Here is a 24,793-nt window from a genome sequence, read left to right on the forward strand (position 1 = left end):
CTTAGGGGACAGCGCCCCGATCTCATGCCCCCAGATACGCCCGCGCCAGCGCCCCGTCCTGCGCGATCTCTTCCGCCGTGCCTTGCGCCGCCACACGGCCCGATTCCAGCACATACGCGCGGTCGGCCAGCGACAGCGCCAGCGCGGCCATCTGGTCCACCAGCAAGATCGTCATCGACTCGGCGCGCAAGCGGTCCAGCGCGTCGAACAATTCATCGATGATCTTCGGCGCCAGCCCCAGCGACGGTTCGTCCAGCAGCAGGATTACAGGCTTGGACATCAGCCCGCGCGCAATCGCCAGCATCTGCTGTTCACCCCCCGACAACAAGCCCGCGCGTTGATGCAGCCGTTCGCGCAAACGCGGAAAACGCGTCAGCATTTCTTCGACGCGCGCCTCGCGGTCTTGGGGATGCAGGAAGGCGCCCAGCCGGATGTTGTCCAGCACGCTCAAGCCCGGGAACACCTGCCGGCCTTCCGGCACCAGCACCAGCCCACGCCCCACGATGCGGTCGGCGGCAAGACCATTCAGTTCCAAGCCCTGCAAATGCATGCCGCCTTGCACGGGCCGATGCAGCCCCGCCAGCGTGCGCATCAACGTCGACTTGCCCGCGCCATTGGCGCCCAGCAGCGCCACCATTTCGCCCTGGCGCACTTGCAGGTCGATGCCGTGCAGCACGGGGTTCGCGCCATAGCCGGTCACCAGGTTGCCCACCCCCAGCACCTCGGGTGCGATGGCCGTTCCTGCCGCACGTTGCCGCGCGGCGGGCGCGCGCCGGGCGCTTTCATCGCCCAGATACGCCTGACGCACGGCGGCCGATTGTTGAATCTCGGCGGGGGTGCCTTGCGCCAATTCGCGCCCGGCATCAATGGCGACGATGTGATCCGACACGCCCATCACCAGCGCCATGTCGTGCTCTACCAGCAGCACGCCCGCACCCGCCTCGGCGATGCGCCGCAGCAGGCCGGCCAGGCGCGTCTTGTCTTCGCGCGACAGGCCGGCGGCGGGCTCGTCCATCAGCAGAATGTCGGCGTCGGTGGCCAGCGCGCGCGCAATCTCCACCAGCCGGCGGTCGACGTGGGGCAGGTCGGCGGCAGGCGTGTCCAGCGCGCCTTCATAGCCGCAGAACGCCAGCAGGGCGCGCGCGCGTTCGCGCACGTCCGGCGCCAGAAAGCGGCGCGACGCCAGCAGCCCGCCCAGCCGGCCGCGCACCATGCCCAGCGCCACGTTGTCTTCCACGCTTAGCGTGTCGAACAGTTGCGACGTCTGATAGGTGCGGGCGATGCCGCTGCGCGCAACCCGGTAAGCGGGCAGTGCGGCCAAGGGCGCGTCGCCCAGCGCCACCGCGCCGCTTGTGGGCTGGTAGTAGCCGCTAAGCATGTTGATGACGGTGGACTTGCCCGCACCGTTCGGGCCAATCAACGCTGTCACGGCAGCGGGCGGCACGGTGAACGACACCGACTGCACCGCGCGTACGCCACCAAACGTCATGGTCAAGGCATCGGCGCGCAACACGCCGCGGGGGCGTGCGCCCATGGCCATGCCGCCTTGGCGTGGCGCCAGCGCATGCGTGTCCGAGTTGCGCCGCCACCGCGACAACAAGCCGGCCACGCCATCCGGCGCAGCCCACAGCACCACCAGCAAAAAAGCGCCGAAAAACAGCAGCCGGTATTCCTCCAGGCTGGACAGCATTTCCGGCAGCAGCCCCACCACGACCGCGCCCAGCAAGGGTCCGGCGAGCGATCCCGCGCCGCCCAGCGTCACCGCCAGCACGAACAGGATGGACTGCATGAAGTTGAAGTTGTGCGGCGTGATCATGCCGGCCTGCGGTGCGTAGAGCCCGCCCGCCAAGCCCACCACCGCCGCCGACACCATGAACGCCACGGCCTTGACCGTCAGCGGATTGATGCCGATGGATTCGCTGGCCGTCTCGCTGTCTTTCACGGCGCGCATCGCCGCGCCCCATGTGCCACGCGACAGCAGCGCGTACGCCGCCAGCGCCACGAACACGGCCACGATGGCCAGCATCGCCACGCCGCGATCGCCGCCTATGCCGGCGAATTCTGGCTGCACAATGCCCATCAGCCCGTTCTGTCCGCCGGTGACGTCACCGCCTTCAATCAGCGCGTGCTCGACGATGAAGCCGAATGCGATGGTGATCATCGCCAGGTACGGCCCTTTCACGCGCAGCGCGGGCAGTGCCAGCAGCAAGCCAAACGCGCCCGCCACCAATGCGGCCGCGGGCCAGGCCAGCCAGAAACTCCAGCCCGCCTGCCCCGTCAGAATGGCGACGGTATAGGCGCCGATGGCGTAGAAGCCCGCGTGGCCGAATGACATCTGCCCGGTCAGCCCCAGCAGCACATTCAGCCCGATGCCGGCCAGCGCCAGCAGCGCCACGTTGCCCAGCACGAACACGTAATAGCCGTTGACGGTGGCCGCCAGGGCCAGGCCCGCCACGGCCAGTAGCGCGTAAATCGCCAGCGGCAGCCAGCGTGATGCAAGTCGCTTATTCATCAGACCTTCCTGACATCGGCGCGTCCGAACAGTCCATTCGGACGCACGGCCAACATGACGATCACCAGCGTGAAGCTGATGATCTGGGTGTATCCGGAGCCCAGGGCAACGGTGATCAGCGCTTCGACCACGCCAAACAGCAGGCCCGCGATCATCACGCCCCAGGCGCTGGTGATGCCGCCCAGAATGGCGACCACAAAGGCCTTCAGCCCGAACAGCGTGCCCATGTCCGCCTGCACGTTGAACAGCGGCGCAACCAGCGCACCCGCCACGCCTGCGAACAGCGTGGACACGGCAAAGGCGGCCATGATGGCGTGGCGCACGGGAATGCCCATCAGCCGCGCCGCGTTCGGGTTCTGTACCACTGCCAGCAGCGCCACGCCCCAGCGCGTGCGGCGCGACAAGGTATGCAGCGCCGCCGCCAGCACCAGGCCTACGATCGGAATCAGCAGTTGCAGCGGGTAGATGCCCAGCCCCAGGCCGCCGATTTCAAGCGGCGCTTGCGCAAGCGGCGACGGCAGGCTGCGCGGTTCCTTGCCGAAGGTGAACATCACGACGTTGTCCAGCACGATGCCAAGCGCCACCGTGGACATCAGCCACGCATTGGAGCCACGGCTGGCGAATGGCCGCACGGCCAGCCGCTCAACCACCAGCCCATACACGCCGCACAGCGCCAGCGCCACCAGCAAGGCGGGCGCAAGCGGCCAGCCCAGCGTCTGCGCGAACGTGTAGGTCAGTACGGCGCCCAGCATCATGGAACTGCCCTGGGCAAAGTTCACCGTGCCTGATACGGCGTAGGTCAGGTAAAAGCCCAGGGCCATCAGTCCGTACATGCTTCCCAGACCCAGGCCGCTGACGATGGCGGACATCAACAACATGCGCGTCTCCCGCGTGATTCAGCTGATTTACTGCGCGCCCTTGACGGGCAGGATGCGGTTGTCGATGAACTGCGTCCACACGTAGTCGTTCTCGCGCAGCGCATCGTGCGAGGCCGGCGTGAAGGGCTGCTCATACGTCTTGATCAGGCCGTCGTACTTGCCGATCTTGTAGAAGCCCTGGCGCACCGCGTCGCCATCGGTCGAGCCGGCCTGCGCGATGGCCAGCGCCGCCAGCTGCATGCCGTCATACGCGTTGGCCACGCCGACGGCGGGCGTGATGTCTTGCGGGCCTTTGATGTCCGAATACTTGGTCTTCAGCGCCTGCATCACCTTGTCGCCCACCGGCCCTTGCTTGCCGAAAAAGCTGTAGGTCTGCACGAAGTGCACGTTCTTGGCGTTGGGGCCGGCAAGCTCCGTGAAGCGGCCGCCAGCAGGGCCCCAATGCGACACGATCGGCACCTTCCAGCCCATGCGGTCCAACGACTTCACCACTTGCGCCGACGGGCCCACGTTGCCCACCAGGAACAGCGTGTCCGCACCTGCGGCCTTCAGGCGGCTTAGCTGCGGCACCACGTCCAGGTCGTTGGGCTGGAATTTTTCAACGCCTGCGGGCGTGACCTTGGCGGCTGCAAGCGCGGCGTTCAGGCCTTTCTCGTTGGATTCGCCCCAGGGGTTATTCACCAGAATCATGCCGGGCTTGGCGGTTTGGAACGTCTTTTGCGCGTACTGAACCATGGCGCTGTCGACGATCTCGTCCATGGCCGACACGCGGAACACGAAGTTCGGGTTGCCCTTGTTCTGCGTGATGGCCGTGCCGGCCGCCCACGGACCCATGAACGGCACCTTCTCCTGATTCACGATGGGCACGATGGCCATCGACACTGGCGTGTCCAGGCCGCCAAACAGCACGGCCACTTTTTCCTTGAAGATCAGCTCGCGCGCGGCGGCCATGCCCTTGGCGGGGTTGCCTTCGTCGTCGCGCCGCACCAGCACGATCTGGCGGCCACCCAACAACCCGCCCTTGGCGTTGATTTCGTCGATGGCGATGGTCATGCCGCGCGTCAGCGCTTCGCCCGCGCGGGCCGACTCGCCCGACAGCGCGGTGATCAAGCCGATCTTGATGGGGTCGGCGGCAAGCGCCGGTTGCAGGGCGAGGCCGGCCGTGAAGAGGGCGGCGGCGGTGGCGCGAAGCAGAAAGGAACGGCGGGTCGGGACCATCGGGCACTCCTGGAAAAGTGGAACGGATCTTGCATGGGGTTAAGTGCTGCTTACCTACCCCACGCAAGATCCATGCCACCTGATCCGGCCCGGCCGCAGGTTGCGGCGATCACGGCGTTACCAGGGGGATGCGGCGTGTTTTGCCTGCACTTTGTGTGCGTCAACGCCAAATTTTGTTTTCAAAGCAGCAGGAATTTTGTTAACAATCATGCATCAGGATTTGCACCAAAATGAATCCATCCTTGCTTTCAAGCACTAATCCGGGGCGTGCCGATGCGTCCGGGGCGATGTCCACCTCGATGGCTGGGTCTATGCCCGGGTCGATTCCCGGGTCGATTCCCGGGGCAATGTCCGCACCCGGCTCCGCCTGGACGCCCGAGCCCCTGGCCTGCCATGGCCGCTTCGCCTACCAGCCCATCTCTGGCCGGGCCGACTACACCTGGCCGAACGGCGCGCGTCTGGCCGTGTACCTGGGGTTCAACATCGAACACTTCGCGTTTGGCGAAGGGCTGGGCGCCGAGCTGGGGCCGGCATCCCCGCATCCCGACGTGCTGAACTACGCCTGGCGCGAATACGGCAACCGCGTGGGCGCGTGGCGCTGCCTGGAACTGTTCGACGAATTGCGCCTGCCCGCGGGCGTGCTGATCAACACCGCTTTGTATGACCACTGCCCCGACCTGATGGACGCCTTCCTCGCGCGCGGTGATGAATTGATCGGCCACGGCTACAGCAACGCGCACCGGCAGGGCGGCCTGGCCGAGGCCGAGGAAAGCGCGCTGCTGGCGCATTGCCGCGACCGTATCCGTCAGCACACGGGTGGCGCGCCCGCCGGCTGGCTGTCGCCATGGATTTCGGAGTCCCGCGCCACGCCCGATCTCTTGGCCGAAGCCGGCTACCGCTACACGCTGAATTGGTGCCATGACGACCAGCCGATGCGCATGCGCACCCGCGCGGGCGACCTCTGGGCCATTCCGTATCCGCAAGAGCTCAACGACATCCCGATGATCATGGGGCGCAAGATGGACGCGCGCGACTTTGCCGATATGATTCTTGACCAGTTCGAAGAGATGCGCGTGCAGGCCACCCGCCAGCCGCTGGTCATGGGCATTGCGCTGCATCCGTATATCGTCGGGCAGCCGTACCGCTTGCGGCACCTGCGCCGCGCGCTGGCGCCACTGGCCGCCGCGCGCGACCGGGGCGAGATCTGGTTCACCACGCCGGGTGAGATCTGCCGTCATGTCGATAGCCTGCCAGCGGGCGTGATTGCTGCGCTATGAGGCCTGGCCGCTACCCGCCCGGCTCCGAGCGATCCCTCCGCGGTACCCGGTTAACTGTCTTACCCGTTCAACTGCCTTACCCGTTTAACCGCCGTACCCGTCTCACTGCCGCACCCGTTTAACAGCCGCACCCGTTTAACCTTTTCGAGTTCAGCATGCCCAGCCGAAGCCCCGCCAAACCCCGCGCCAAGCCTGCCCCCCGCAGCAAGATCGCCGTGGAGTCTGCTGTTATGGAACGCGCCAGCGTCGCGTCCGCTGCCCCGCGCGACGCCGGCCCCGCCGACGGCACGCCCGACAGCGACATGGAGCGCCGCATCTGCGAGGCCGTCTACGAAAGCGTGATGAGCCAGCGGCTGACCCCCGGAACAAAGCTGCCCGAGGCCGCCATCTGCGACTTGTTCGGCGTATCGCGATCCGTGGCGCGCAAGGCCTTGCAACGTCTGGCGCACGAGCACGTGGTCGACCTGCATCACAACCGTGGCGCCGTGGTGGCCGAGCCCACGCCCGAAGACACGCGCCAGATCTTCCAGGCGCGCCGCGCGCTGGAAACGGCGCTGCTGCCGCTGGCCGTGGCGCGCGCCACCAAGGCCGACTACGCGTCGCTGCGCAAGCAGTTGCGCGACGAACATGCCTTGCTGCATCGCGCTGGCCAGCCCGCATGGGCGCGTCAGGCCAGCGCCTTCCATGTGCGGCTGGGCGAGCTGTCGGGCAACGCCATTTTGCACGGCTATCTGGCCGAACTGGTGTCGCGCTGCTCGCTCATCGTGGCGCTGTACGAGCCGCCCGGCAACGCCGCCTGCGAACACGGCGAGCACGTGCTGATCGTCGACCTGATGGAACGCGGCGACGTGGCCGAAGCCGTGAAAATCAATGACAACCACCTTGCGGACCTGGAGCGGCGTATCAGCCTTGAACGCCCGCAACCCGCGCAAACCCTTGCCCAGATGCTGGGACTGGCCTGATATGGAAATCGACTTCGACGCAATCACCGAATACCAGCGCTACAAGCTGATGGCCAGCCTGATCGTGCCCCGCCCGATCGCGCTGATCACCACCTTGTCGGAAACCGGCGTGGTCAACGCGGCGCCCTTCAGCATGTTCAACATGCTGGGCGAAGACCCGCCGATTGTCATGGTCAGCATCAACCGGCTGGAAGACGGCGGCCTGAAGGACACGGCGCGCAACATCGCCCGCGACAAGGAATTCGTGGTGCACCTGACCGACGAAGCCATGGCGGAAAAAATGCACCGCTGCGGCGACCGCCTGCCGGCGGACGTCAGCGAACTGGCCCACGCGGGCCTGGACGCCGCGCCCAGCCACCACGTCAAACCGCCGCGCATCGTGCAAGCGCCCGTGGCATTCGAATGCACGCTCTACGAAACCATGGAAACCGCCAGCCGCCAGATCTTCATCGGCCAGGTGCGCTGGCTGCACGCGCGCGACGGCCTGATCGACACGGAAACCTGGCGCGTGCGTCTACAGGATTACTTTCCAGTGGGCCGTTTCGGCGCCAGCTTCTACGTCACCACGCGCGACCGCTACGCGATCGGCGCAGGGGACGCGCCGGCGGGCGCGACGGCGAGTACGGCGATTGATGAGATTTGAGACGCGGGGGGCTATGCGCGTTTTGGCGCGGCTAGCCCTTCAGATCGCCCGATGACTCGCGCAGTATCCAACGGCGCGTCTGCCGCTTCATAGCCGGCGTCGGCAATTGCGATATCGAGTCCACGATATCGCTGGTCGAGCTTGGGACTGCGCAATGCGCACATGCCGTCATTCCAGGCATGCACCATCTGCTTGGCGATCCAACGCCATTGCGGCTCGTTCTTAGCGGCCTCGATAACTTCTTTGCCCACCTCCACGGCGGACTCGCATAGTTGCTCAACCATGGCTTGGTACTGCTTTGAAGGAATGCCAAGTCGGGCCAGCATGAACTTCGCCAGGGTATTTCCAGGCGCCCAAGTCTTGCGTCCGTCAACCGACAGACCAGGCGCGCTATTGGTGAACTGGGGATACGCCTGGGTCGTTACGACGTCAAAGACAGGCGTGTAGGCGACGTCGGCTCGCGACGTGTAATACAGCGCGATGTTCTTGGCATGGCAGTCCGCGTTGCGGACGACGTAGTTCGCCAGCAGATGCCATGCAAAGTGCAGATTCTGCGTGCGCAGCGCGGCGGGCGGGAGGTAGTCGCGAGTGGCTTTGTAAACACGCTCCGTCGTTGCGCTGTACTTTTCATGAGGGGGCAGGCCAAGCAGGCTGCAAGCATCTTCCACGCCGAACGCTGGCTGGCCGGTTGCGTCGACGTCGAAGCGGTCGACGACCAGCACTCGGCCATCCGCAGACATCTGTGCATTGACGACGGGTACGACGTTCAATCGGCGCAGGACGCGAAGGGTGAAGAATTCGTTGAACCCAAGATATGGGGTCTTCTCATCGGAGCCCTTGATGATGTGCCGCGTGGTGCGAAGCGTGGCTTTCACGGTGTCGATCACATTCTGCTCTTGGGCTTCGGGCGCCAGAAATTTCGGCACGACTCCGGAAATGGCGCTGCGTGCGTACTCTCGGACCAACTCCTCGAAGCGCGGCGCTGTGTTTTCCGCCGTCAATAAGTCCTGAATGCTCAGTGGTGGCAACGCCACGCCCGGCGCAGCGCCTTCCGCCGTGACTGCGACCCGACCAATGCCCGATGCGCCCACGACGGCAAGCAGAGACAGGTCCGTGCCATCCATGAGCGGGCCGAACAGTTCGCGGATTACACCCAGCAGGTGGCCTTCCGGCAGGTTCTGACGAAAGAACGGATGCAGATCGCGCGGCCAGCGCCAGGCTTCCTCGCGCACGGGCATGGCCAGACTGACGAAAGCGTCGGCGGGTGTGCCGACCAGATATTTGAGAAGGTACTCGTCACCCGCGCGGTACAGCTTGGCGACATGGCGGCCCAGAACATGCACGTCGAGTTTCATGGGTTATTCCCCGCGCCGCTGTTCAGCCAGGATGTCGTCCAAGGTGCGCTGATGTCCGGCCTTGACGACTTTGAGGTCGTAGCCCGCGGCCTCGAGTAGCCGGACGAGCGCTGACACGCTCATGTCGTTGCGGGCCAGATTCTCCATGCGCGCCAGGGTCGTCCGGGCGACATCTGCGCGCCGGGCCATTTCTTCTTGAGTCAGGCCGCTATCCTTGCGGGCAGATCTCAGCATTTCCGCGACATCACCAAGTGTGGTCATTTTGTGGCCCTTGGGCATCAGTATCTGGTGAGTCTACTATTTTTGTGGCCCGTGGGACTCATTCACGTTGAAATCCAAGACCAAGCGACCCCACCTAGAATCAGTAGCCCCAGGGCTACAAAAAATAGCTAAAGGACTTGTATTGTGGCCTCTGGGCTACAGAAAGTTCACCTCCACCCCTCACCAAACTCCCCCCGTCTCGCCCGGCGCCCTGAGATGCCGCGCGAAGCGTTGGGACAGGAATTCCACGAACGCCACGGTCTTGGCGGGCAGGTTCAAACGTTCGGGGTATAGCGCGTGGATGTCGGCGGGGGGTGTGCGCCAATCGGTCAGCACTTCGCGCAGCCGGCCCTCGCGCAGATACGCCGCGGTTTCCCATTCGGATCGCATGACGATGCCGTGGCCGTCCAGCGCCCATTCCAGTGCGCTTTGGCCGTCGTTGGAACTGACGGGGCCGCGCACCTTGACCGTCTCGGCGCGTTGGCCGGATTCCAGCCGCCAGGTGCCGTAGGCGACGTCGTTCTCGCGCACGACGATGCAGCGATGGCGTTGCAGATCACTGGGCGTGCGCGGTTCGCCATAGGTGTCCAGGTAGCGGGGGGATGCGCACAGCAGCCGCCGGTTGGAGGCGATTTTGCGGGCGGTCAGCCGGGCGTCGGGCAGGTCGCCGAAACGCACGGCCACGTCGAAGCCTTCTTCGATCAGGTTCAGCGGCCGGTCGGTTAAGCGCATCAGCACTTCCACGTCAGGATATTGGCGCGCGAAATCCGAGACGGCCGGCACGATGTGCGCGCGGCCGAAGCCGAAGGTGGCGTTCAGCCGCAGCAGCCCCTGGGGTTGGGCGCGGGCGCTGGAGACCGACCGTTCCAGCGCCTCGAGATCCGCCAGGATGCGTCCGCCCTCAGCCAAGTACAGCTCGCCTTCCTGCGTGACGCTGACGCGGCGCGTGGTGCGGTTCAAGAGGCGCACGCCCAGGCGCTGCTCCAGCCTGGCCAGCCGCGCGCTGATGGCGGGCGGCGTCAGGCCGAGTTCGCGCGCGGTGGCCGACAGGTTGCCGTGTTTGACCACGAGCGCGAAGAAGGCGAGATCGGAAAGGGCATCCATGGCGCAAGCCTGATTGATAAATCTAATTTAATAAAGATTTAGTTTGAACGGGAATTATAAGAATTAAACCCGCTTATACACTGGGTTTACCGATATAGAGCCACATCCACGTGGCCAACCGAGGAGACCCGAAACATGAAGATCAAACCCTTGGCCCGCGCGTTCTGCGCGGCCGTCGCCGCATCCTGTTGGACCGTTCCCGCCACCGCCGCCAATGCCTTTCCCGAACGTGCAGTCACGCTCGTCGTGCCTTTTGCGCCCGGCGGTAGCGTGGACATTGCCGCGCGGCTGATCTCGGAAGCGTGGGGCCGCGCGTTGGGCCAAAGCGTGATCGTCGAGAACCGCGCGGGCGCGTCCGGCAACATCGGCATGGCCGCCGTGGCGCGCGCCCAGCCCAATGGCTACACGCTGGCGATCAACACGATGTCATTGGCGATCAACCCGGCGCTGTTCAAGGACATGCCGTTCGACACGACGAAGGATCTGCGTTCGGTGGGCACGGTCGGCACGTCGCAACACGTGCTGACGGTGACGAACGCGTTGCCCGTCGCCAATGTGAGCGAACTGCTTTCCTATGTGCGCGCGCGGCCCGCCAATGATTTGAGCTTCGGTTCCGCTGGCACGGGCAGCACGTTCCACATGGCCGCGGAATTGTTCAAGTCGGTCTCGAAGACGCAGATTCTGCACGTGCCATACAAGGGCGGCGGCCCCGCCATGGTCGACACCATCAGCGGGCAAGTGCAGATGAGCTTTCCGGTGCTGTCCGCCGCCAAGCCGCAGGTGGATGGCAAGAAGCTGCGGGCGCTGGGTGTAACGGGCACGGCGCGTTCGCCCTTGCTGCCAGACGTGCCGACCATCGCGGAGTCCGGCTTGCCGGGCTACGAGTTCAACACGTGGTTTGTCGTCAGCGCGCCTGCCGGTACGCCGCAAGCGGTGATCGACACGTTGAACACGAAGCTGGCCGAAGCGTTGCAGTCGCCTGCGCTGAAGGCGCGCATGCAGCAGGAAGGTTTCGATCCGCTGATCTCCACCCCCGCCAAAACGGACGACATGGTGGCCGCTGAAATGACGCGCTGGGCGGGCGTCGTGAAGGACGCTGGCATCCAGGCGAACTAAGCGGAGCGGCGGCGCAACCGCGACAGGCAATCGCAAATAAGCGACKGCAACGAGTGATCGCAACAAGCAACCGCACAAAGCAATCGCAATAAGCAACCGCAACAAGCGACGGCAGCAACAGCCGCAACCAGCAACCGAAAGACCGCCCGCCGCCGCCGCGGGCGCCCCATTCAAGGAAGCAAGACATGCCCGGCATGACGCTGTACGACAAACTGGTGGCCAGCCATGAGGTGGCCCGCATCGATGACGAGCACATTCTGCTGTACGTCGATCTGCACATCATGAATGAATACACCAGCCCGCAAGCCTTCAGCGGCCTGGCTGCGCGCGGCAGGAACGTGCTGCGCCCAGGCCAGCAGATGGCGGTGGTGGACCACATCATTCCCACGCATCCGGTGGCGCCGGCGCTGCGCGTGATTGCGGACGATGCCTCATCGCGCCAGGCCGTGAACCTGAAACGCAATTGCGACGCGCAGCACATCGCATTGTTCGATACGACCGACCCGCTGCAAGGCATCGAACATGTGATCGCGCCCGAGCACGGCATGATCTTGCCCGGCATGGTGGTGCTGTGCGGCGACAGCCATACGACGACGTATGGCGCGTTGGGCGCGCTGGGTTTCGGCATCGGCACGTCCGAGGTGGAGCACATCCTGGCCACGCAGACGCTCGTGTATCGCGTGGCGCGCAACATGCGCATCCGCGTGGACGGCGCGTTGGGGGCGGGCATGTCGGCCAAAGACCTCGTCATTTATGTTGTGCATCGAATCGGCGCGCAGGGCGCGCGCGGGCATGCGGTGGAGTTCTGTGGGGACGCCATCGACGCCCTGTCCGCTGAAGGCCGCATGACCCTGTGCAACATGACGGTGGAAGCGGGCGCGCGCGCCGCGCTGATCGCGCCGGACGCGACGACCGACGCCTACGTCACCGCGCACGCGCCGCAGCTGCATGGCGAACTGCTGGCCCAGGCGCGCGCGTATTGGGCCACGCTGCGCACCGATGCGAATTCATCCTTTGATGTGGAATACGTGTTCAACGCCACGGACATCGCGCCGTTCGTCACCTGGGGCACCAGCCCCGATCAGGCCATGCCGGTGACGGGCCACGTGCCGGACCCGCAGGCCGAGCCCGATCAACTGGCCCGGCTGGCGTTGGAAAAGGCGATGGACTATATCGGCCTTGCGCCCGGCGCGCCGATTGCCGGCGTGCCGATTGACCGCGTGTTCATTGGCTCTTGCACCAATGGCCGCATTGAAGACTTGCGCGTGGTGGCGGGGCTGGCGCGCGGCAGGAAGGTGGCGGCGGGCGTGCGCGCGATGATCGTGCCGGGCTCGGGCGCGGTGCGGGCGCAGGCCGAAGCGGAAGGGCTGGCGGCCGTGTTGATGGAAGCGGGCTTCGAATGGCGCCAGCCGGGCTGTTCGATGTGCCTGGCCATGAATGACGATGTGCTGCGTCCCGGCGAACGCTGCGCGTCCACCACCAACCGCAATTTCGAAGGCCGTCAGGGGCGGGCAGGGCGCACGCATTTGATGAGCCCGGCGATGGCCGCCGCCGCCGCGTTGGCCGGCCGCATCGTCGATGTCCGTGAATGGGAGCAAGCCAAATGAATCCGTTGATCGAAGGCATCGCCGCGCCGCTGCCATTTTCCAATCTGGATACTGACCAGATCATGCCCAAGCAGTTTCTGCGCATCATCGACAAGGCGGGGCTGGACCGTGGCCTGCTGTACGACTTGCGCTTTGACGAGCACGGCGCGCCGCGCCCCGGCTTCGTACTGAATCAGGCTGCGTATGCAGGCACGTCCGTGCTGGTGGCGGGGCCTAACTTCGGCTGCGGTTCCAGCCGCGAGCACGCGGTGTGGGGCTTGCAGCAGTTCGGCATCCGCGCCGTGATCGCGCCCAGCTTCGGCGAGATCTTCTACTTCAATGCGGTGAATAATGGCCTGCTGCTGGTGAGCCTGCCCGCCGCCGAGGTCGACGCCTTGCTCGAGCGGGTGTCCAATGTCGGGGTGTCTGATTTTCAACAACCGGCTGGCAACCGCGTGGCCATCGACGTGATGGCAGGGCAGATTCGTGCGGCGGATGGCTGGACGGCAAGCTTTGCGTTGCCCGAGCGCCATCGCCGCATGTTCGCCCAAGGCCAGGACATGGTGGGCGCGTCGCTGCTGCAACTGCCCGAAGTGGAACGCTTCGAAGCCGCCCACTGGGCACGCCACCCGTGGATGAAGGATGTGGCGCGCACGGTGCGCGACCGCCTGAATGCCGCATGACCGTAACGCACAAGGAGACTTCCCCCATGACCGCATTCTTCGACTTGCCCGTGCGCCGCATCCCGGCCAATGGCATGGACATCGCCGCGCGCATCGACGGGTCGGGGCCGCCGTTGCTGTTGTTGCACGGCCATCCGCAAACGCATGCCATCTGGCACCGCGTGTGGCCCGAACTGACGCGGCATCGCACGTGCATCGCGGCGGATCTGCGCGGCTATGGAGACAGCACCAAGCCCGCTGCCTCGCCGGACCACGCGGCGCATTCCAAGCGCGAGATGGCGGCCGACATGGTCGGGCTGATGCGTGCGCTGGGCCACGAACGCTTCGACGTGCTGGCGCATGATCGCGGTGCGCGCGTGGCGCATCGGATGGCGCTGGACCATGCCAGCGCCGTGTCGCGCATGATGCTGCTGGACATCGCGCCCACGCTGGACATGTACGAAGGCACGACGCGCGCATTCGCGCAGGCGTACTTCCATTGGTTCTGGCTGATCCAGCCCGCGCCCGGCCCGGAAACGATGATCGAGCATGATCCGGTGTTCTACCTGCGTTCGGTAATGGGTGGCCGGCCTGGCGGCCTGGCGCATTTTTCCGCCGAGGCGATGGCGGAATATGAACGCGCGGCGCAATTGCCCGGCTGGGCAACCGGCATCTGCGAAGACTACCGCGCGTCCGCCACGCTGGATCTGGAGCATGATCGCGCCGGCCGCGCCGCGGGCGAGCGCCTGCGCATGCCGGTGCGGGTGCTGTGGGGCGAACGGGGCGCCGTGGGCAAGAATTTCGATGTGCTGGGTTTGTGGCGCGCGGTCGCCGATGACGTCTCGGGCGGGCCGCTGCCGGGGGCGCATTACCTGGCCGAAGAGACGCCGGAGGCGCTGATGGCGGACGCGGGCGCGTTCTTTGGATGGCGGTAGCGCGGGCTGTCAATCAAGCCAGGGCGGGTGATAGGGCTATCCAAAAAGGGACACAGCCCGGGTGGTAATCTTCGGCCCATGAATCGTTACTTCGCCGACCTGTCCGAATTGCCTGACCCCGACGACGCGCAACGCGTCTTCAAAGCGACCGACTCCCCCTGCGTGGCCGTTTGCTCGACCCTGTTCGACGATATCTGCCGCGGTTGCGGCCGCACGGCCATGGAAGTCGCCAATTGGGTGTTCATGACGGATGAGGAAAAGCGCGAAGTCTGGGTGCGCATCAAGGCGCAAGGCTATCCCCGCCGCAACAACTAAGCCGCAACAATTCAGTCGCAGCAACTCAGTCGCAGCAATTCAGTCGCAGCAATTCAGCCGCAACAACTAAGCCGCAACAACTAAGCCGCAACAACTCAGGCGCAGCAACAGAGGCACAGCAGGCTAGCGCGCAACAACTCAGGCGCGCGGCCGGCCAGAAATTTTCGGCCGAATTTTCCAGGCGTCTTGGGCATGTCATATCGGCCGGGCTAAATCGCGGTATCGCCCACTTCCGGCCCCCCTCATGCGCATCGTTCTGGTTACGGATGCCTGGCATCCGCAAGTCAACGGCGTCGTCCGCACCTGGACGACCATGCAGCAGATTCTGTCTGAATGGGGCCACGAGCTGATCGTGGTGAACCCGCAGGGCAGCCGGACCATACCGGCCCCGTCCGAGCCAGACCTGCGGCTGTGCCTGCAACCCGGCCGGCAATTGCGCCGCATCCTGGGCGACACCATTCCCGACGCGCTGCACATCGCCACCGAAGGCCCGCTGGGCCTGGCGGCGCGGCGCATGGCGCTCGCACGCGGCTGGCAGTTCACGACCTCGTTTCACACGATGTTCCCCGACTACCTGCAAGCGCGCATGGGCATCCCCGCAGCCTTGCCGTGGCGTTATCTGCGCTGGTTCCATCGGCCGTCGCAATGCGTGCTGGTGCCTACGCCCACGGTGCGCGACGTTCTCGTGCGGCGCGGTCTGGCGAACCTGCGCGTCTGGTCGCGCGGCGTGGACCCCCGCAAATTCCAGCCGGCCGACAGCCAGGCGTTCGCGCATCTGCCGCGCCCGGTCTACTTGAGCGTGGGCCGCGTGGCGCGTGAAAAGAACCTGGATGCGTTTTTGTCGCTGGACCTGCCGGGCAGCAAGGTGGTGGTGGGGGCGGGGCCGGACGAGGCGCGGTTGAAGAAGCGGTTTCCAGATGCGGTGTTTCTGGGCATGCAGCAAGACGACGCGCTGCCCGGTTTCTATGCTGCGGCCGACGTGTTCGTGTTTCCCAGCCTGACCGATACGTTCGGTCTGGTGATGCTGGAGGCCATGGCAAGCGGCACCCCCGTGGCGGCGTTTCGCAGCGAGGCGCCGCTGGCGGTGGTGACGCCGGGTGTCACGGGCTGCCTGGATGATGACCTTGCCCACGCGTGCCGCGCGGCGCTGCCGCTGGATCGCCACGCCGTGCGCGCGCATGCGCTGACGCGCAGCTGGGATTCGGTGGCCTCCGACCTGCTGGCCTCGCTGGTTCCCTTGGTGCCGGATGCTTCTTCGCGGACAACGTTGGCCGGGGCGGGGTGACCGGAAGAAATCCTGTGGGTTTTATTTCGGGGACGGATTTCCGCGCAGGCGGTCAAACCGGTACAATGCCCGGCAATCCTGAGGAGCGTTGCGACGACCCTGCGGTTTCCGTCTTGCCAAGGCAAGGCGCGCGAACCCCGGCTCGCCAGGCTCAGGAATCCTTGTTCAAGCGCCGCGCCCCGCGCGTCGCTACAGCAACGGCGCTCACCTTTGTCGCATATGGCGGGAAAGGCGAGCACTCGACTGTCGTGGTGTATTCGCGTTGTCCGGCCATATCGTGCGCCGTTCGACATTCACGTGGAGCCTACACACCATGAACGCTGTGACTGATAAATCCTTCTCCGATTACCTGGTTGCCGACCTGTCGCTGGCAGGCTGGGGCCGTCGCGAACTGGCTATTGCCGAAACCGAAATGCCCGGCCTGATGGCCATCCGCGACGAATTCGCCGCCGCGCAGCCGTTGAAGGGCGCGCGCATTGCCGGCAGCCTGCACATGACCATCCAGACTGGCGTGCTGATCGAAACGCTGGTGGCCCTTGGCGCCGAAGTGCGCTGGGCCTCGTGCAACATCTTCTCGACCCAAGACCACGCCGCCGCCGCCATCGCGGCATCGGGCACGCCGGTCTTCGCCGTCAAGGGCGAAACGCTGGAAGAGTACTGGCAGTACACCCACAAGATCTTCGAATGGCCCAATGGCCAGAACGCCAACATGATCCTCGACGACGGCGGCGACGCCACGTTGATGCTGCACCTGGGCACCAAGGCTGAGAAAGACCTCTCGGTGCTGGCCAACCCGGGCAGCGACGAAGAGCGCATCCTGTTTGCCGCCATCAAGGAAACCTTGAAGCGTGATCCGAAGTGGTACTCGACCCGCCTGGCGCTGATCAAAGGCGTGACGGAAGAAACCACCACCGGCGTGCATCGCCTGTACCAGATGTCGCAAAAGGGCGAGCTGGCCTTTGCCGCCATCAACGTCAATGACTCGGTCACCAAGTCCAAGTTCGACAACCTGTACGGCTGCCGCGAATCGCTGGTGGACGGCATCAAGCGCGCCACCGACGTGATGGTTGCCGGCAAGATCGCCGTCGTGGCCGGCTACGGCGACGTGGGCAAGGGCTGCGCCCAGGCGCTGGTCGCCCTGCGCGCGCAAGTCTGGGTCACGGAAATTGATCCGATCTGCGCCCTGCAAGCCGCGATGGAAGGCTTCAAGGTCGTGACGATGGAAGAAGCTGCCGTCCATGGCGACATCTTCGTCACCGCCACCGGCAACTACCACGTCATCACGCGTGAGCACATGAACGCCATGAAGGACCAGGCGATCGTCTGCAACATCGGCCACTTCGACAACGAAATCGACGTCGCCGGTCTGGCCGATTGCCAGTGGGAAGAGATCAAGCCGCAAGTCGATCACGTGATCTTCCCGGACGGCAAGCGCATCATCCTGCTGGCGCAAGGCCGTCTGGTGAACCTGGGCTGCGCCACGGGCCACCCGTCGTTCGTGATGTCGTCGTCGTTCGCCAACCAGACCATCGCTCAGATCGAGCTGTTCACGCGTAACGAAGCCTACAAGTCGGGCGAAGTCTACGTGCTGCCCAAGCACCTGGACGAGAAGGTTGCCCGCCTGCATCTGAAGAAGCTGGGCGTGAAGCTGACCACGCTGCGCAAGGATCAGGCCGACTACATCAACGTGCCGGTCGAAGGCCCCTTCAAGCCCGAGCACTACCGTTATTGATGGGTTGAAAGCACAATAGGAAACTACCGCGCCATGTTGGCGCGGGTTTTCCGAACCGCGGGTTCCCCTGTTTTTGTCTGTTGAAGGCAGGGCCGCGGAGCGTCAATACAGGAGTTCGAACATGGTGACATTGATACTCGTCTGGATTCTGAACGCGGTGGCCCTGCTGGCTGTTGCTTACCTCTTGCCCGGCATTGCCGTGGCCAGTTTCGGTTCGGCGCTGATCGCCGCGCTGGTGCTGGGTCTGGTGAACATGCTGGTCAAGCCCGTGCTTGTGCTGCTGACCTTGCCCATCACGATCGTCACCCTCGGGCTCTTCCTCATTGTCATCAACGCCTTGTTGTTCTGGTTCGTCGGCTCCGTGCTGAAGGGCTTCCAGGTCAACGGGTTCTGGTGGGCCGTGGGCGGTGCCATTCTGTACAGCATCATCTCTGGCCTGCTTACCAAACTGATTCCCTAATGTCTGACTCGACTTCCCCCGCTTTCAGTCTGGAGTTCTTTCCCCCGCGCGACCTGGCCGGCCAAGAGCGGCTGGTCCGCGCGGCCAAGCAGATGCTGGCCATCCAGCCCAAGTACGTCAGCGTGACGTTCGGCGCGGGCGGTTCCACGCGTGCCGGCACGGCGGACGCCGTGCGCACGCTGGGCAACCTGGGCTGCGATGCGGCGCCTCACTTGTCGTGCGTGGGCGCCACGCGCCAGGAATTGCGGGACATCCTCCAGACCTACAAGAACGAAGGCGTGCGGCGCGTGGTTGCTTTGCGCGGCGACCTGCCTTCGGGCATGGGCGGTGATGCGGGCGAACTGCGCTACGCCAATGAGCTGGTCTCGTTCATCCGCGAGGAAACGGGCGACTGGTTTCACATCGAAGTCGCGGCCTATCCCGAAATGCATCCGCAAGCCACGAACCCGTCGGCCGACCTGGACCATTTCGTGGCCAAGGTGAACGCCGGCGCCGATGCGGCCATCACGCAGTATTTCTTCAACGCCGACGCCTACTTCGACTTTGTCGACCGGGCCCAGGCCAAGGGCGTGCGCGTGCCGATTGTGCCGGGCATCATGCCCATCACGAACCACACGCAGCTGCTGCGTTTTTCGGAAATGTGCGGCGCGGAAGTGCCGCGCTGGATTCGCCTGCGGCTGGCGGAGTTTGGCGACGACAAGGCTTCCATCCGCGCGTTCGGCGTGGATGTCGTGACCGAGCTGTGCCAGACCCTGCTGGACAACGGCGCGCCGGGCCTGCACTTCTACACCTTGAACCACGCGGAAGCCCCGCTTGCGGTGTGGAAGGAACTGGCGAAGTAATCGCTGCTTCCAGTGACGACAAAGGCCGGCATCGAAAGATGCCGGCCTTTTTTTTCCTGCGTTGTTGTAGCGGCGTTGTTGCAGCGGCAGTTTTGCAGCGGCAGTTATCGTTGACCTCAGTCCGCGTACACGCCCGCCTTGCGGATCACGCCGCCCCACTTGTCCACCTCGGATTGCAGCCAGGTCTGCAAGCCTTCCGGCGTCTGCTTCGCTTCCGGCACGATTTCTGCGCCCAGCTCGGCCATCTTCTGCGTGAACGCCGGGTCTTTCAGCGCCGCGCGCAACGCCGCATTGAACTTGGCAACGGCTTCCGGCGGCGTGCCCTTGGGCGCGTAGACGCCGTGCCACACCTTGACCTCAAAGCCCTTCAACCCGCCTTCCTGCAAGGTCGGCGCATCGGGCAGCGCCTTGATGCGCTCCAGCGTGGTGACGCCAAACAGCTTCACGCGATCGCCCTTGATCTGCGGAATGGTCTGCGTGGTCTGGTCGCACAACACGTCCACCTGACCGCCCAGCAGCGCCGTCATCGCCGGGGCCGTGCCGGCATATGGCACGGTCGTGAACTGCACGCCCAGCGACTCTTGCAGCAACATGCCGCACAGTTGCGACACCGCGCCCAGCCCGGCGTTGGCCAGGTTGATCTTGTTGCCGTTTTCCTTGGCGTACTTGACGAAGCCCGCCATGCCATCGGCCGGCAGGTCCTTGCGGCCCAGCAACGTCATGGGCACATCCGCCACCTGGCCGACGTAGGCAAAGTCCGTCAGCGGGTTGAACGACAGCTTGCGGTACAGCGCAGGCGCCGTCGCCATGCCGTTGTGATGGATCAGAAAGGTGTAGCCATCCGGCGCCGAACGCGCCACATGCTGCGAGGCCAGCGTGCCGCCCGCGCCCGTGCGGTTTTCAATGATGACGCTTTGCCCCAGCGTCTTGGCCATGGACGCCCCAAGGCTGCGCGCCACCACATCGGTTGGCCCGCCCGCCGCAAACGGCACGACGAGCGAAATGGGATGGTTGGGATAAGCGCCTTGCGCACTGGCGGAACCCCAGGCCATGCAGGACAAGGCCAACATGGGCCAGGCAGCACGCGTGGCCGCGCGCGCGAAAAAAGAGGGCATGTCTCGCTCCTTGTGGTTGTTCTGGTGGCCCGCGAACAGCACGCGGGCAGATACCAGTGTGGCCCGAGGGCCCAAGGATGAGAATTCGCCGTTTCACAAGCCGGGTTTCGGCAAGGGGAAAGGGGCAAGAACACGAAAGCCCGCAGCAATGCATTGCGGCGGGCCTCGGAGGGTGGGCATGTGACTGGCACATGCGTTGAAAGTCTTAACTCGCCTGATCCTTCCCCGGATCTTCGGCCAGCACTTGCGGGGTGGGGTAGTTCGGCTGTGGCGCATTGACCGGTTCGATGCGCAGCGGCTGATGCACGCGGGACAGCGGCACCAGTGAGCCGGGGTCATCGGGGTTGGTCCACAGCGGGTCGGGGATTTCGGCGAAGACCTGGCGCAGGCGTTCGCCCCAGGTGCCGCGGATCATGCGGAAGTATTCGTTGTTTTCGTCGATGCAGGCGAAGTGCGTGACGCGCAGCGCGTCGGTGTCGTAGACCAGCAAGTCCAGCGGCAGCCCTACCGAGATGTTCGAGCGCAGCGTGGAGTCCATTGATATCAGCGCGCACTTGGCGGCTTCGTCCAGAGACGTGTCGGGGCGCAGCACGCGGTCCAGGATGGGCTTGCCGTATTTGGCTTCGCCGATCTGGAAGTATGGGCATTCCTGGCTGGCTTCGATGAAGTTGCCCGCGGAATACACCTGGAACAGGCGGCAGCGTTCGCCGCCAATCTGTCCCCCGAAAATGATGCTGACGTTGAAGTCCACGCCTTGCTCGTGCAGTGCGGGGGCTTCGCGGTGGTAGACCTCGCGCACGGCGGCGCCGACGCAGCGGGTGGCTTCGAAGAGATCGGCGGCGTTCCAGATGGTGTCGCCGCCATCGTCGTGCTGGCGGGCCAGTGCGTGCAGCACAGCCTGGCTGACGGCCAGGTTGCCTGAAGTCATCAGGACCATGACGCGGTCGCCCGGGCGCTCGAAGACGGTCATTTTTCGGAAAACGCTGATCTGGTCGACGCCCGCGTTCGTGCGGGAGTCAGAGAGGAAAACCAGGCCGGCGTCGAGGCGGGCGGCTACACAATAGGTCATGATTGAAAATTCGGAAAAACCACGCCGCATTGTATTGCGGCGCGGGCACCGGCGTGCTGACCGGTGCGGGCAGGGCGTTTACTGCTGGCCGGACGTCTGCACCTGCACGCTGATCTCCATGGATTCTTCGCCGCCGCCGCTGCGCACGCCGCGTATTGGGGACGCCGAGTCGTAGTCGCGCGCCACGGCCAGCCGGCAATGGCTGTCAGAGGCGAATTGGCGGTTGGTGATGTCGACGCTGGTCCAGCCGATGTCGGCCAGCCAGACGTCGGCCCAGGCGTGGCTGGCCGAGTGTTCGGTGGTGGTGTGGACGTAGCCGCTGACGTAGCGGGCCGGCACGCCCAGGCCGCGCACGCAGGCCAGGAACAGGTGGGCGTGGTCTTGGCAGACGCCATGGCCCATCGCCAGCACCTGGTTGGCGGCAGTGGTGACGTCGGTGGTGCCGGGCTCGTAGGCCACCCGGTCGCTGATGGCGTTGGCCAGCGCCAGGATGTCGTCTGGTGTCGTCAGCCCGTTGGGCAACACGTTTCGAACGAAGGCCATGATGGTGTCGTCGGCCTGCGTTAGCGGCGTCTGGACGCAATAGGCGTGTACCGGCAGGCGGCTGTCTTCGCTGCCCAGCACCCCGCGCATCAGCGGCGCAACCTGCACCTGGCCCGTCACGCGCAGTTCGATGTCGGTGTGCGGGTGGTTCAGCGTCAGCGTGTGCGTGATGTTGCCGTACGCATCCACCTGTTTTTCCAGCGCGCCAGGCGCTTCGATGTTCCAGCGCAGCACGCGCTGGTGTTCGTCGTCGCGCGGCGTCAGGCGCAAGGTCTGGATGCTGTAGGTGACCGGCGCGGTGTAGCGGTAATGCGTGACGTGCGTGATGAACTGTTTCATTGCTGTCTCCGTGTTATGCCGACAGCGGGACCAGGAAGTCCTGGCTGATCCGGTTGCCCAGGTCGTTGATGCGGTCCAGGAAGTGGTCCAGGTACTGATGCAGTCCACTGTCCAGGATGTCTTCGACGCGGCCGTATTGCAGTTCGGCGCACAGCATGCCCGCGCGGCGCTCCGTTTCGGTCGAGCGCTGGTTGGACACGCGCGCCAGGTCCTCGGCCACCGCGCGCATCGAGGCCAGCAGCGAACGCGGCATGTCGCCATGCAGGATCAAGAGTTCCGCGACGCGGTCTGGCGTGATGACGTCGCGATACACCTTGCGGTAGATCTCCAGCCCCGACACGGAACTCAGCAGCGCCGACCAGCGATAGAACTCGCTTTGCAGCGCGGCGTTGCCGGTGGGTTCGGCGCGCGCTTCGTGCGACCCGTTGCTGCCGCGTTCATGAAATTTCACGTCCAGCATGCGCGCGGTACTGTCCGCGCGTTCAAGGTGCATGCCGATGCGCAGGAAGTACAGCGCTTCGTCTTCAAGCATCGTGCCGATGGTGACGCCACGCGCCAGATGCGAACGGAACTTCACCCATTCGAAAAACTCGCCCGGGTTGCGTTCAAGCAGGCCGGTGTGCAGGTGCTTCAGCAGTTCCAGCCACGTTGTGTTGTAGGTCTCCCAGACTTCGGTGGTCAGGCTGCCGCGCACAGCGCGCGCGTTCTCGCGGGCGGCGCGCATGCAGGAATAGATGGACGACGGGTTCTCCGGGTCGCGCACCATGTATTGCAGGACATCGTTGGGCGAGATGGATGCGTACTTGCTTTGGTACAGGCCCTGCAGCTCGGAAATGCGCAGCACACCCAGCCACGAGCCTTCGCGCGTTTGCGGGTCTTGCGGCAAGAGCGACATCTGCAGATTCACGTCCAGCATGCGCGCGGTGTTCTCGGCGCGTTCGGTGTATCGGCACATCCAGAACAGGTTGTCGGCGGTACGGCTCAGCATGTTCAGTCCTCCAGAACCCAGGTGTCTTTGGTGCCGCCGCCCTGGCTGCTGTTGACGACCAGCGAGCCTTCGGTCAGCGCCACGCGGCACAGTCCGCCTGGCACCGTGCGGATGTCTTTGCCGCACAGCACGTAGGGGCGCAGATCAACGTGGCGGGGCGCCACGCCGGATTCCACATAGGTGGGGATGGTGGACAGCGCCAGCGTGGGCTGCGCGATGTAGTTGGCCGGGTTGGCGCGCACGCGGTCCTTGAACGCATCGACTTCGGCGCGCGTGGACGAGGGGCCCACCAGCATGCCGTAGCCGCCTGCGCCATGCACTTCCTTCACGACCAGGTCGTGCATGTTGGCCAGCACGTGGGACAGCTCGTCAGGCCGGCCGCAGCGCCAGGTCGGCACGTTCGACAGGATGGGTTCTTCGCTGAGGTAAAACCGGATCATGTCCGGCACGTACAGATAGGTGGACTTGTCGTCGGCGATGCCGGTGCCGATGGCGTTGGCCAGCGTGACGCGGCCGGCGCGATACACCGACAAGAGACCCGGCACGCCCAGCGCGGAGTCGGCGCGAAAGGACAGCGGGTCAAGAAAGTCGTCGTCCAGGCGGCGGTAGATGACGTCCACCTTGCGCGGGCCTTGCGTGGTGCGCATGTAGACGGTGTTCTGTTCCACGAACAGATCCTGCCCTTCAACAAGCTCCACGCCCATCTGCTGCGCCAGGAACGCGTGTTCGAAGTAGGCCGAGTTATACATGCCCGGCGTCAGCACGACGACGGTCGGGTCGTCGCCACCGTGCGGGGCGACTTCACGCAGGTTGTCCAGCAGCAGGTCGGGGTAGTGCGCCACCGGTTCGACCTTGATGCGGCTGAACGCATCGGGCATCAGCCGCATCGACATCTTGCGGTTCTCAAGCATGTAGGACACGCCGGAAGGCACGCGCAGATTGTCTTCCAGCACGTAGAACTCGCCTGCGCCCGCGCGCACGATGTCGACCCCGGCGATGTGGCAGTAGATGTCTTCCGCCACGTCCACGTCCTGCATTTCGGGGCGGTATTGGGCGTTCAGGAACACCTGTTCGGCCGGCACGATGCCGGCGCGCACGATGTCGTGGCCGTGATAGATGTCGTGGATGAACATGTTCAGCGCGCGTACGCGCTGCTTCAAGCCGGCTTCCAGATGCCGCCATTCGTCGGCGGGAATGACCCGGGGAATCAGGTCGAAGGGAATCAGGCGTTCGGTGCCGGCGGCGTCGCCCGCCACCGAAAAGGTGATGCCGACGCGGCGAAAGCTCAGGTCTGCTTCAAGCCGCCGTACGGCCATGGCCTCGGCCGATTGCTCTTGATGCCAGCGCTCGAAGGCCTGGTACTGGGAGCGTATGCCGCCTGCGCTGTCGCGCATTTCGTCAAAAGCGGCTGGACGGGATGGTCTGTCCTTCATGGCTCCTCCGATGCTAGTGCTGGCGGCCGGCTTGCAGGCGGCAGCCTTGCACACGGTCATAACCCGGCCGATATGTGGCCGGTCCCAAACAATAAGCAACCCGCATGCCAGCTTTCAGGGCAGGCGGCGGCCCTGGGCACAATATCCTCTGAAGCGCGCGGAA

General features: G+C 65.0%; 23 protein-coding genes and 1 riboswitch. Of the genes, 12 read left to right on the forward strand and 11 right to left on the reverse strand.

What is annotated here, in order from left to right; genetic code table 11:
- Positions 1–22: 22 nt before the first annotated feature.
- From AC1DB0_RS19935 to AC1DB0_RS19945, 3 genes are read right to left on the reverse strand one after another with little or no spacing between them, the layout of a single operon-like run.
- Positions 23–2,512: a branched-chain amino acid ABC transporter ATP-binding protein/permease gene (locus AC1DB0_RS19935; protein ID WP_476757507.1), complete on the reverse strand. Its 2,490-nt coding sequence runs from the start codon at positions 2,510–2,512 to the stop codon at positions 23–25.
- Positions 2,512–3,390, reverse strand: coding sequence for a branched-chain amino acid ABC transporter permease (locus AC1DB0_RS19940; protein WP_342066381.1), 879 nt, complete (start codon positions 3,388–3,390; stop codon positions 2,512–2,514). Before AC1DB0_RS19940 ends, AC1DB0_RS19935 begins: the two co-directional genes overlap by 1 nt.
- Before the next feature lie 27 nt (positions 3,391–3,417).
- Positions 3,418–4,608: an ABC transporter substrate-binding protein gene (locus AC1DB0_RS19945; protein ID WP_054420740.1), complete on the reverse strand. Its 1,191-nt coding sequence runs from the start codon at positions 4,606–4,608 to the stop codon at positions 3,418–3,420.
- 347 nt (positions 4,609–4,955) lie between these two features.
- On the opposite strand from AC1DB0_RS19945, the gene AC1DB0_RS19950 reads away from it, so the two are divergent.
- The 3 genes from AC1DB0_RS19950 to AC1DB0_RS19960 all read left to right on the forward strand — a co-directional run bounded on the left by AC1DB0_RS19950 (position 4,956) and on the right by AC1DB0_RS19960 (position 7,490).
- On the forward strand, positions 4,956–5,885 hold the full coding sequence (locus AC1DB0_RS19950) for a polysaccharide deacetylase family protein (RefSeq protein ID WP_054420739.1): 930 nt from the start codon (positions 4,956–4,958) through the stop codon (positions 5,883–5,885).
- Between the two features lie 155 nt (positions 5,886–6,040).
- On the forward strand, positions 6,041–6,847 hold the full coding sequence (locus tag AC1DB0_RS19955; RefSeq protein ID WP_447578929.1) for a GntR family transcriptional regulator: 807 nt from the start codon (positions 6,041–6,043) through the stop codon (positions 6,845–6,847).
- A gap of 1 nt (position 6,848) precedes the next feature.
- Positions 6,849–7,490, forward strand: coding sequence for a flavin reductase family protein (locus AC1DB0_RS19960; RefSeq protein WP_342066378.1), 642 nt, complete (start codon positions 6,849–6,851; stop codon positions 7,488–7,490).
- A gap of 11 nt (positions 7,491–7,501) precedes the next feature.
- Here AC1DB0_RS19960 and AC1DB0_RS19965 read toward each other — a convergent pair whose 3' ends face one another.
- The 3 genes from AC1DB0_RS19965 to AC1DB0_RS19975 form a co-directional block, all read right to left on the reverse strand.
- Positions 7,502–8,845 carry a type II toxin-antitoxin system HipA family toxin gene (locus AC1DB0_RS19965; protein WP_476757508.1) on the reverse strand — a complete coding sequence of 448 codons (1,344 nt, stop codon included), beginning with the start codon at positions 8,843–8,845 and terminating at the stop codon, positions 7,502–7,504.
- Positions 8,846–8,848: 3 nt separating this feature from the next.
- Positions 8,849–9,106 carry a helix-turn-helix domain-containing protein gene (locus tag AC1DB0_RS19970; protein WP_342066376.1) on the reverse strand — a complete coding sequence of 86 codons (258 nt, stop codon included), beginning with the start codon at positions 9,104–9,106 and terminating at the stop codon, positions 8,849–8,851.
- A 180-nt stretch (positions 9,107–9,286) separates the two neighbouring features.
- Positions 9,287–10,210 (reverse strand): LysR family transcriptional regulator, encoded by a 924-nt coding sequence (locus tag AC1DB0_RS19975; protein ID WP_476757509.1) that lies wholly within the window; start codon positions 10,208–10,210, stop codon positions 9,287–9,289.
- Positions 10,211–10,345: 135 nt separating this feature from the next.
- Here AC1DB0_RS19975 and AC1DB0_RS19980 point away from each other — a divergent pair, with 135 nt between their 5' ends.
- The 9 genes from AC1DB0_RS19980 to metF all read left to right on the forward strand — a co-directional run bounded on the left by AC1DB0_RS19980 (position 10,346) and on the right by metF (position 19,143).
- Positions 10,346–11,326 (forward strand): tripartite tricarboxylate transporter substrate binding protein, encoded by a 981-nt coding sequence (locus AC1DB0_RS19980; RefSeq protein ID WP_476757510.1) that lies wholly within the window; start codon positions 10,346–10,348, stop codon positions 11,324–11,326.
- Between the two features lie 185 nt (positions 11,327–11,511).
- A complete protein-coding gene (leuC, locus tag AC1DB0_RS19985; protein ID WP_476757511.1) occupies positions 11,512–12,933 on the forward strand; it encodes a 3-isopropylmalate dehydratase large subunit in 1,422 nt (473 codons plus the stop codon).
- The gene (gene leuD, locus AC1DB0_RS19990; protein WP_447982798.1) at positions 12,930–13,595 is read left to right on the forward strand and encodes a 3-isopropylmalate dehydratase small subunit; all 666 of its coding nucleotides are present in this window, start codon (positions 12,930–12,932) and stop codon (positions 13,593–13,595) included. Before leuC ends, leuD begins: the two co-directional genes overlap by 4 nt.
- 26 nt (positions 13,596–13,621) lie before the next feature.
- Complete coding sequence (locus AC1DB0_RS19995) at positions 13,622–14,509, forward strand: alpha/beta fold hydrolase (RefSeq protein ID WP_447982797.1); 888 nt, start codon at positions 13,622–13,624, stop codon at positions 14,507–14,509.
- A gap of 78 nt (positions 14,510–14,587) precedes the next feature.
- A complete protein-coding gene (locus AC1DB0_RS20000) occupies positions 14,588–14,824 on the forward strand; it encodes a DUF1289 domain-containing protein (RefSeq protein ID WP_054420731.1) in 237 nt (78 codons plus the stop codon).
- Positions 14,825–15,068: 244 nt separating this feature from the next.
- Entirely contained in the window at positions 15,069–16,109 is a 1,041-nt protein-coding gene (locus AC1DB0_RS20005; protein WP_054420730.1) for a glycosyltransferase family 4 protein, read from the forward strand.
- 74 nt (positions 16,110–16,183) lie between these two features.
- A riboswitch (S-adenosyl-L-homocysteine riboswitch) is annotated at positions 16,184–16,322 on the forward strand.
- Between the two features lie 100 nt (positions 16,323–16,422).
- Positions 16,423–17,841, forward strand: coding sequence for an adenosylhomocysteinase (ahcY, locus tag AC1DB0_RS20010; RefSeq protein WP_175170331.1), 1,419 nt, complete (start codon positions 16,423–16,425; stop codon positions 17,839–17,841).
- Between the two features lie 124 nt (positions 17,842–17,965).
- A complete protein-coding gene (locus AC1DB0_RS20015) occupies positions 17,966–18,301 on the forward strand; it encodes a phage holin family protein (RefSeq protein ID WP_006224804.1) in 336 nt (111 codons plus the stop codon).
- A complete protein-coding gene (gene metF / locus AC1DB0_RS20020; protein WP_054420728.1) occupies positions 18,301–19,143 on the forward strand; it encodes a methylenetetrahydrofolate reductase [NAD(P)H] in 843 nt (280 codons plus the stop codon). Before AC1DB0_RS20015 ends, metF begins: the two co-directional genes overlap by 1 nt.
- 116 nt (positions 19,144–19,259) lie before the next feature.
- Here metF and AC1DB0_RS20025 read toward each other — a convergent pair whose 3' ends face one another.
- From AC1DB0_RS20025 to AC1DB0_RS20045, 5 genes are all read right to left on the reverse strand, one after another.
- A complete protein-coding gene (locus tag AC1DB0_RS20025; RefSeq protein ID WP_476757512.1) occupies positions 19,260–20,258 on the reverse strand; it encodes a tripartite tricarboxylate transporter substrate-binding protein in 999 nt (332 codons plus the stop codon).
- Positions 20,259–20,463: 205 nt separating this feature from the next.
- Positions 20,464–21,327: a proteasome-type protease gene (locus AC1DB0_RS20030; RefSeq protein WP_054421354.1), complete on the reverse strand. Its 864-nt coding sequence runs from the start codon at positions 21,325–21,327 to the stop codon at positions 20,464–20,466.
- A gap of 78 nt (positions 21,328–21,405) precedes the next feature.
- Positions 21,406–22,209, reverse strand: coding sequence for a transglutaminase family protein (locus AC1DB0_RS20035; RefSeq protein WP_054420726.1), 804 nt, complete (start codon positions 22,207–22,209; stop codon positions 21,406–21,408).
- Between the two features lie 13 nt (positions 22,210–22,222).
- A complete protein-coding gene (locus AC1DB0_RS20040) occupies positions 22,223–23,197 on the reverse strand; it encodes an alpha-E domain-containing protein (protein ID WP_054420725.1) in 975 nt (324 codons plus the stop codon).
- A gap of 2 nt (positions 23,198–23,199) precedes the next feature.
- On the reverse strand, positions 23,200–24,630 hold the full coding sequence (locus tag AC1DB0_RS20045; protein ID WP_054420724.1) for a circularly permuted type 2 ATP-grasp protein: 1,431 nt from the start codon (positions 24,628–24,630) through the stop codon (positions 23,200–23,202).
- Between the last annotated feature and the right edge of the window lie 163 nt (positions 24,631–24,793).

Source organism: Achromobacter sp. 10T422, assembly GCF_056394065.1.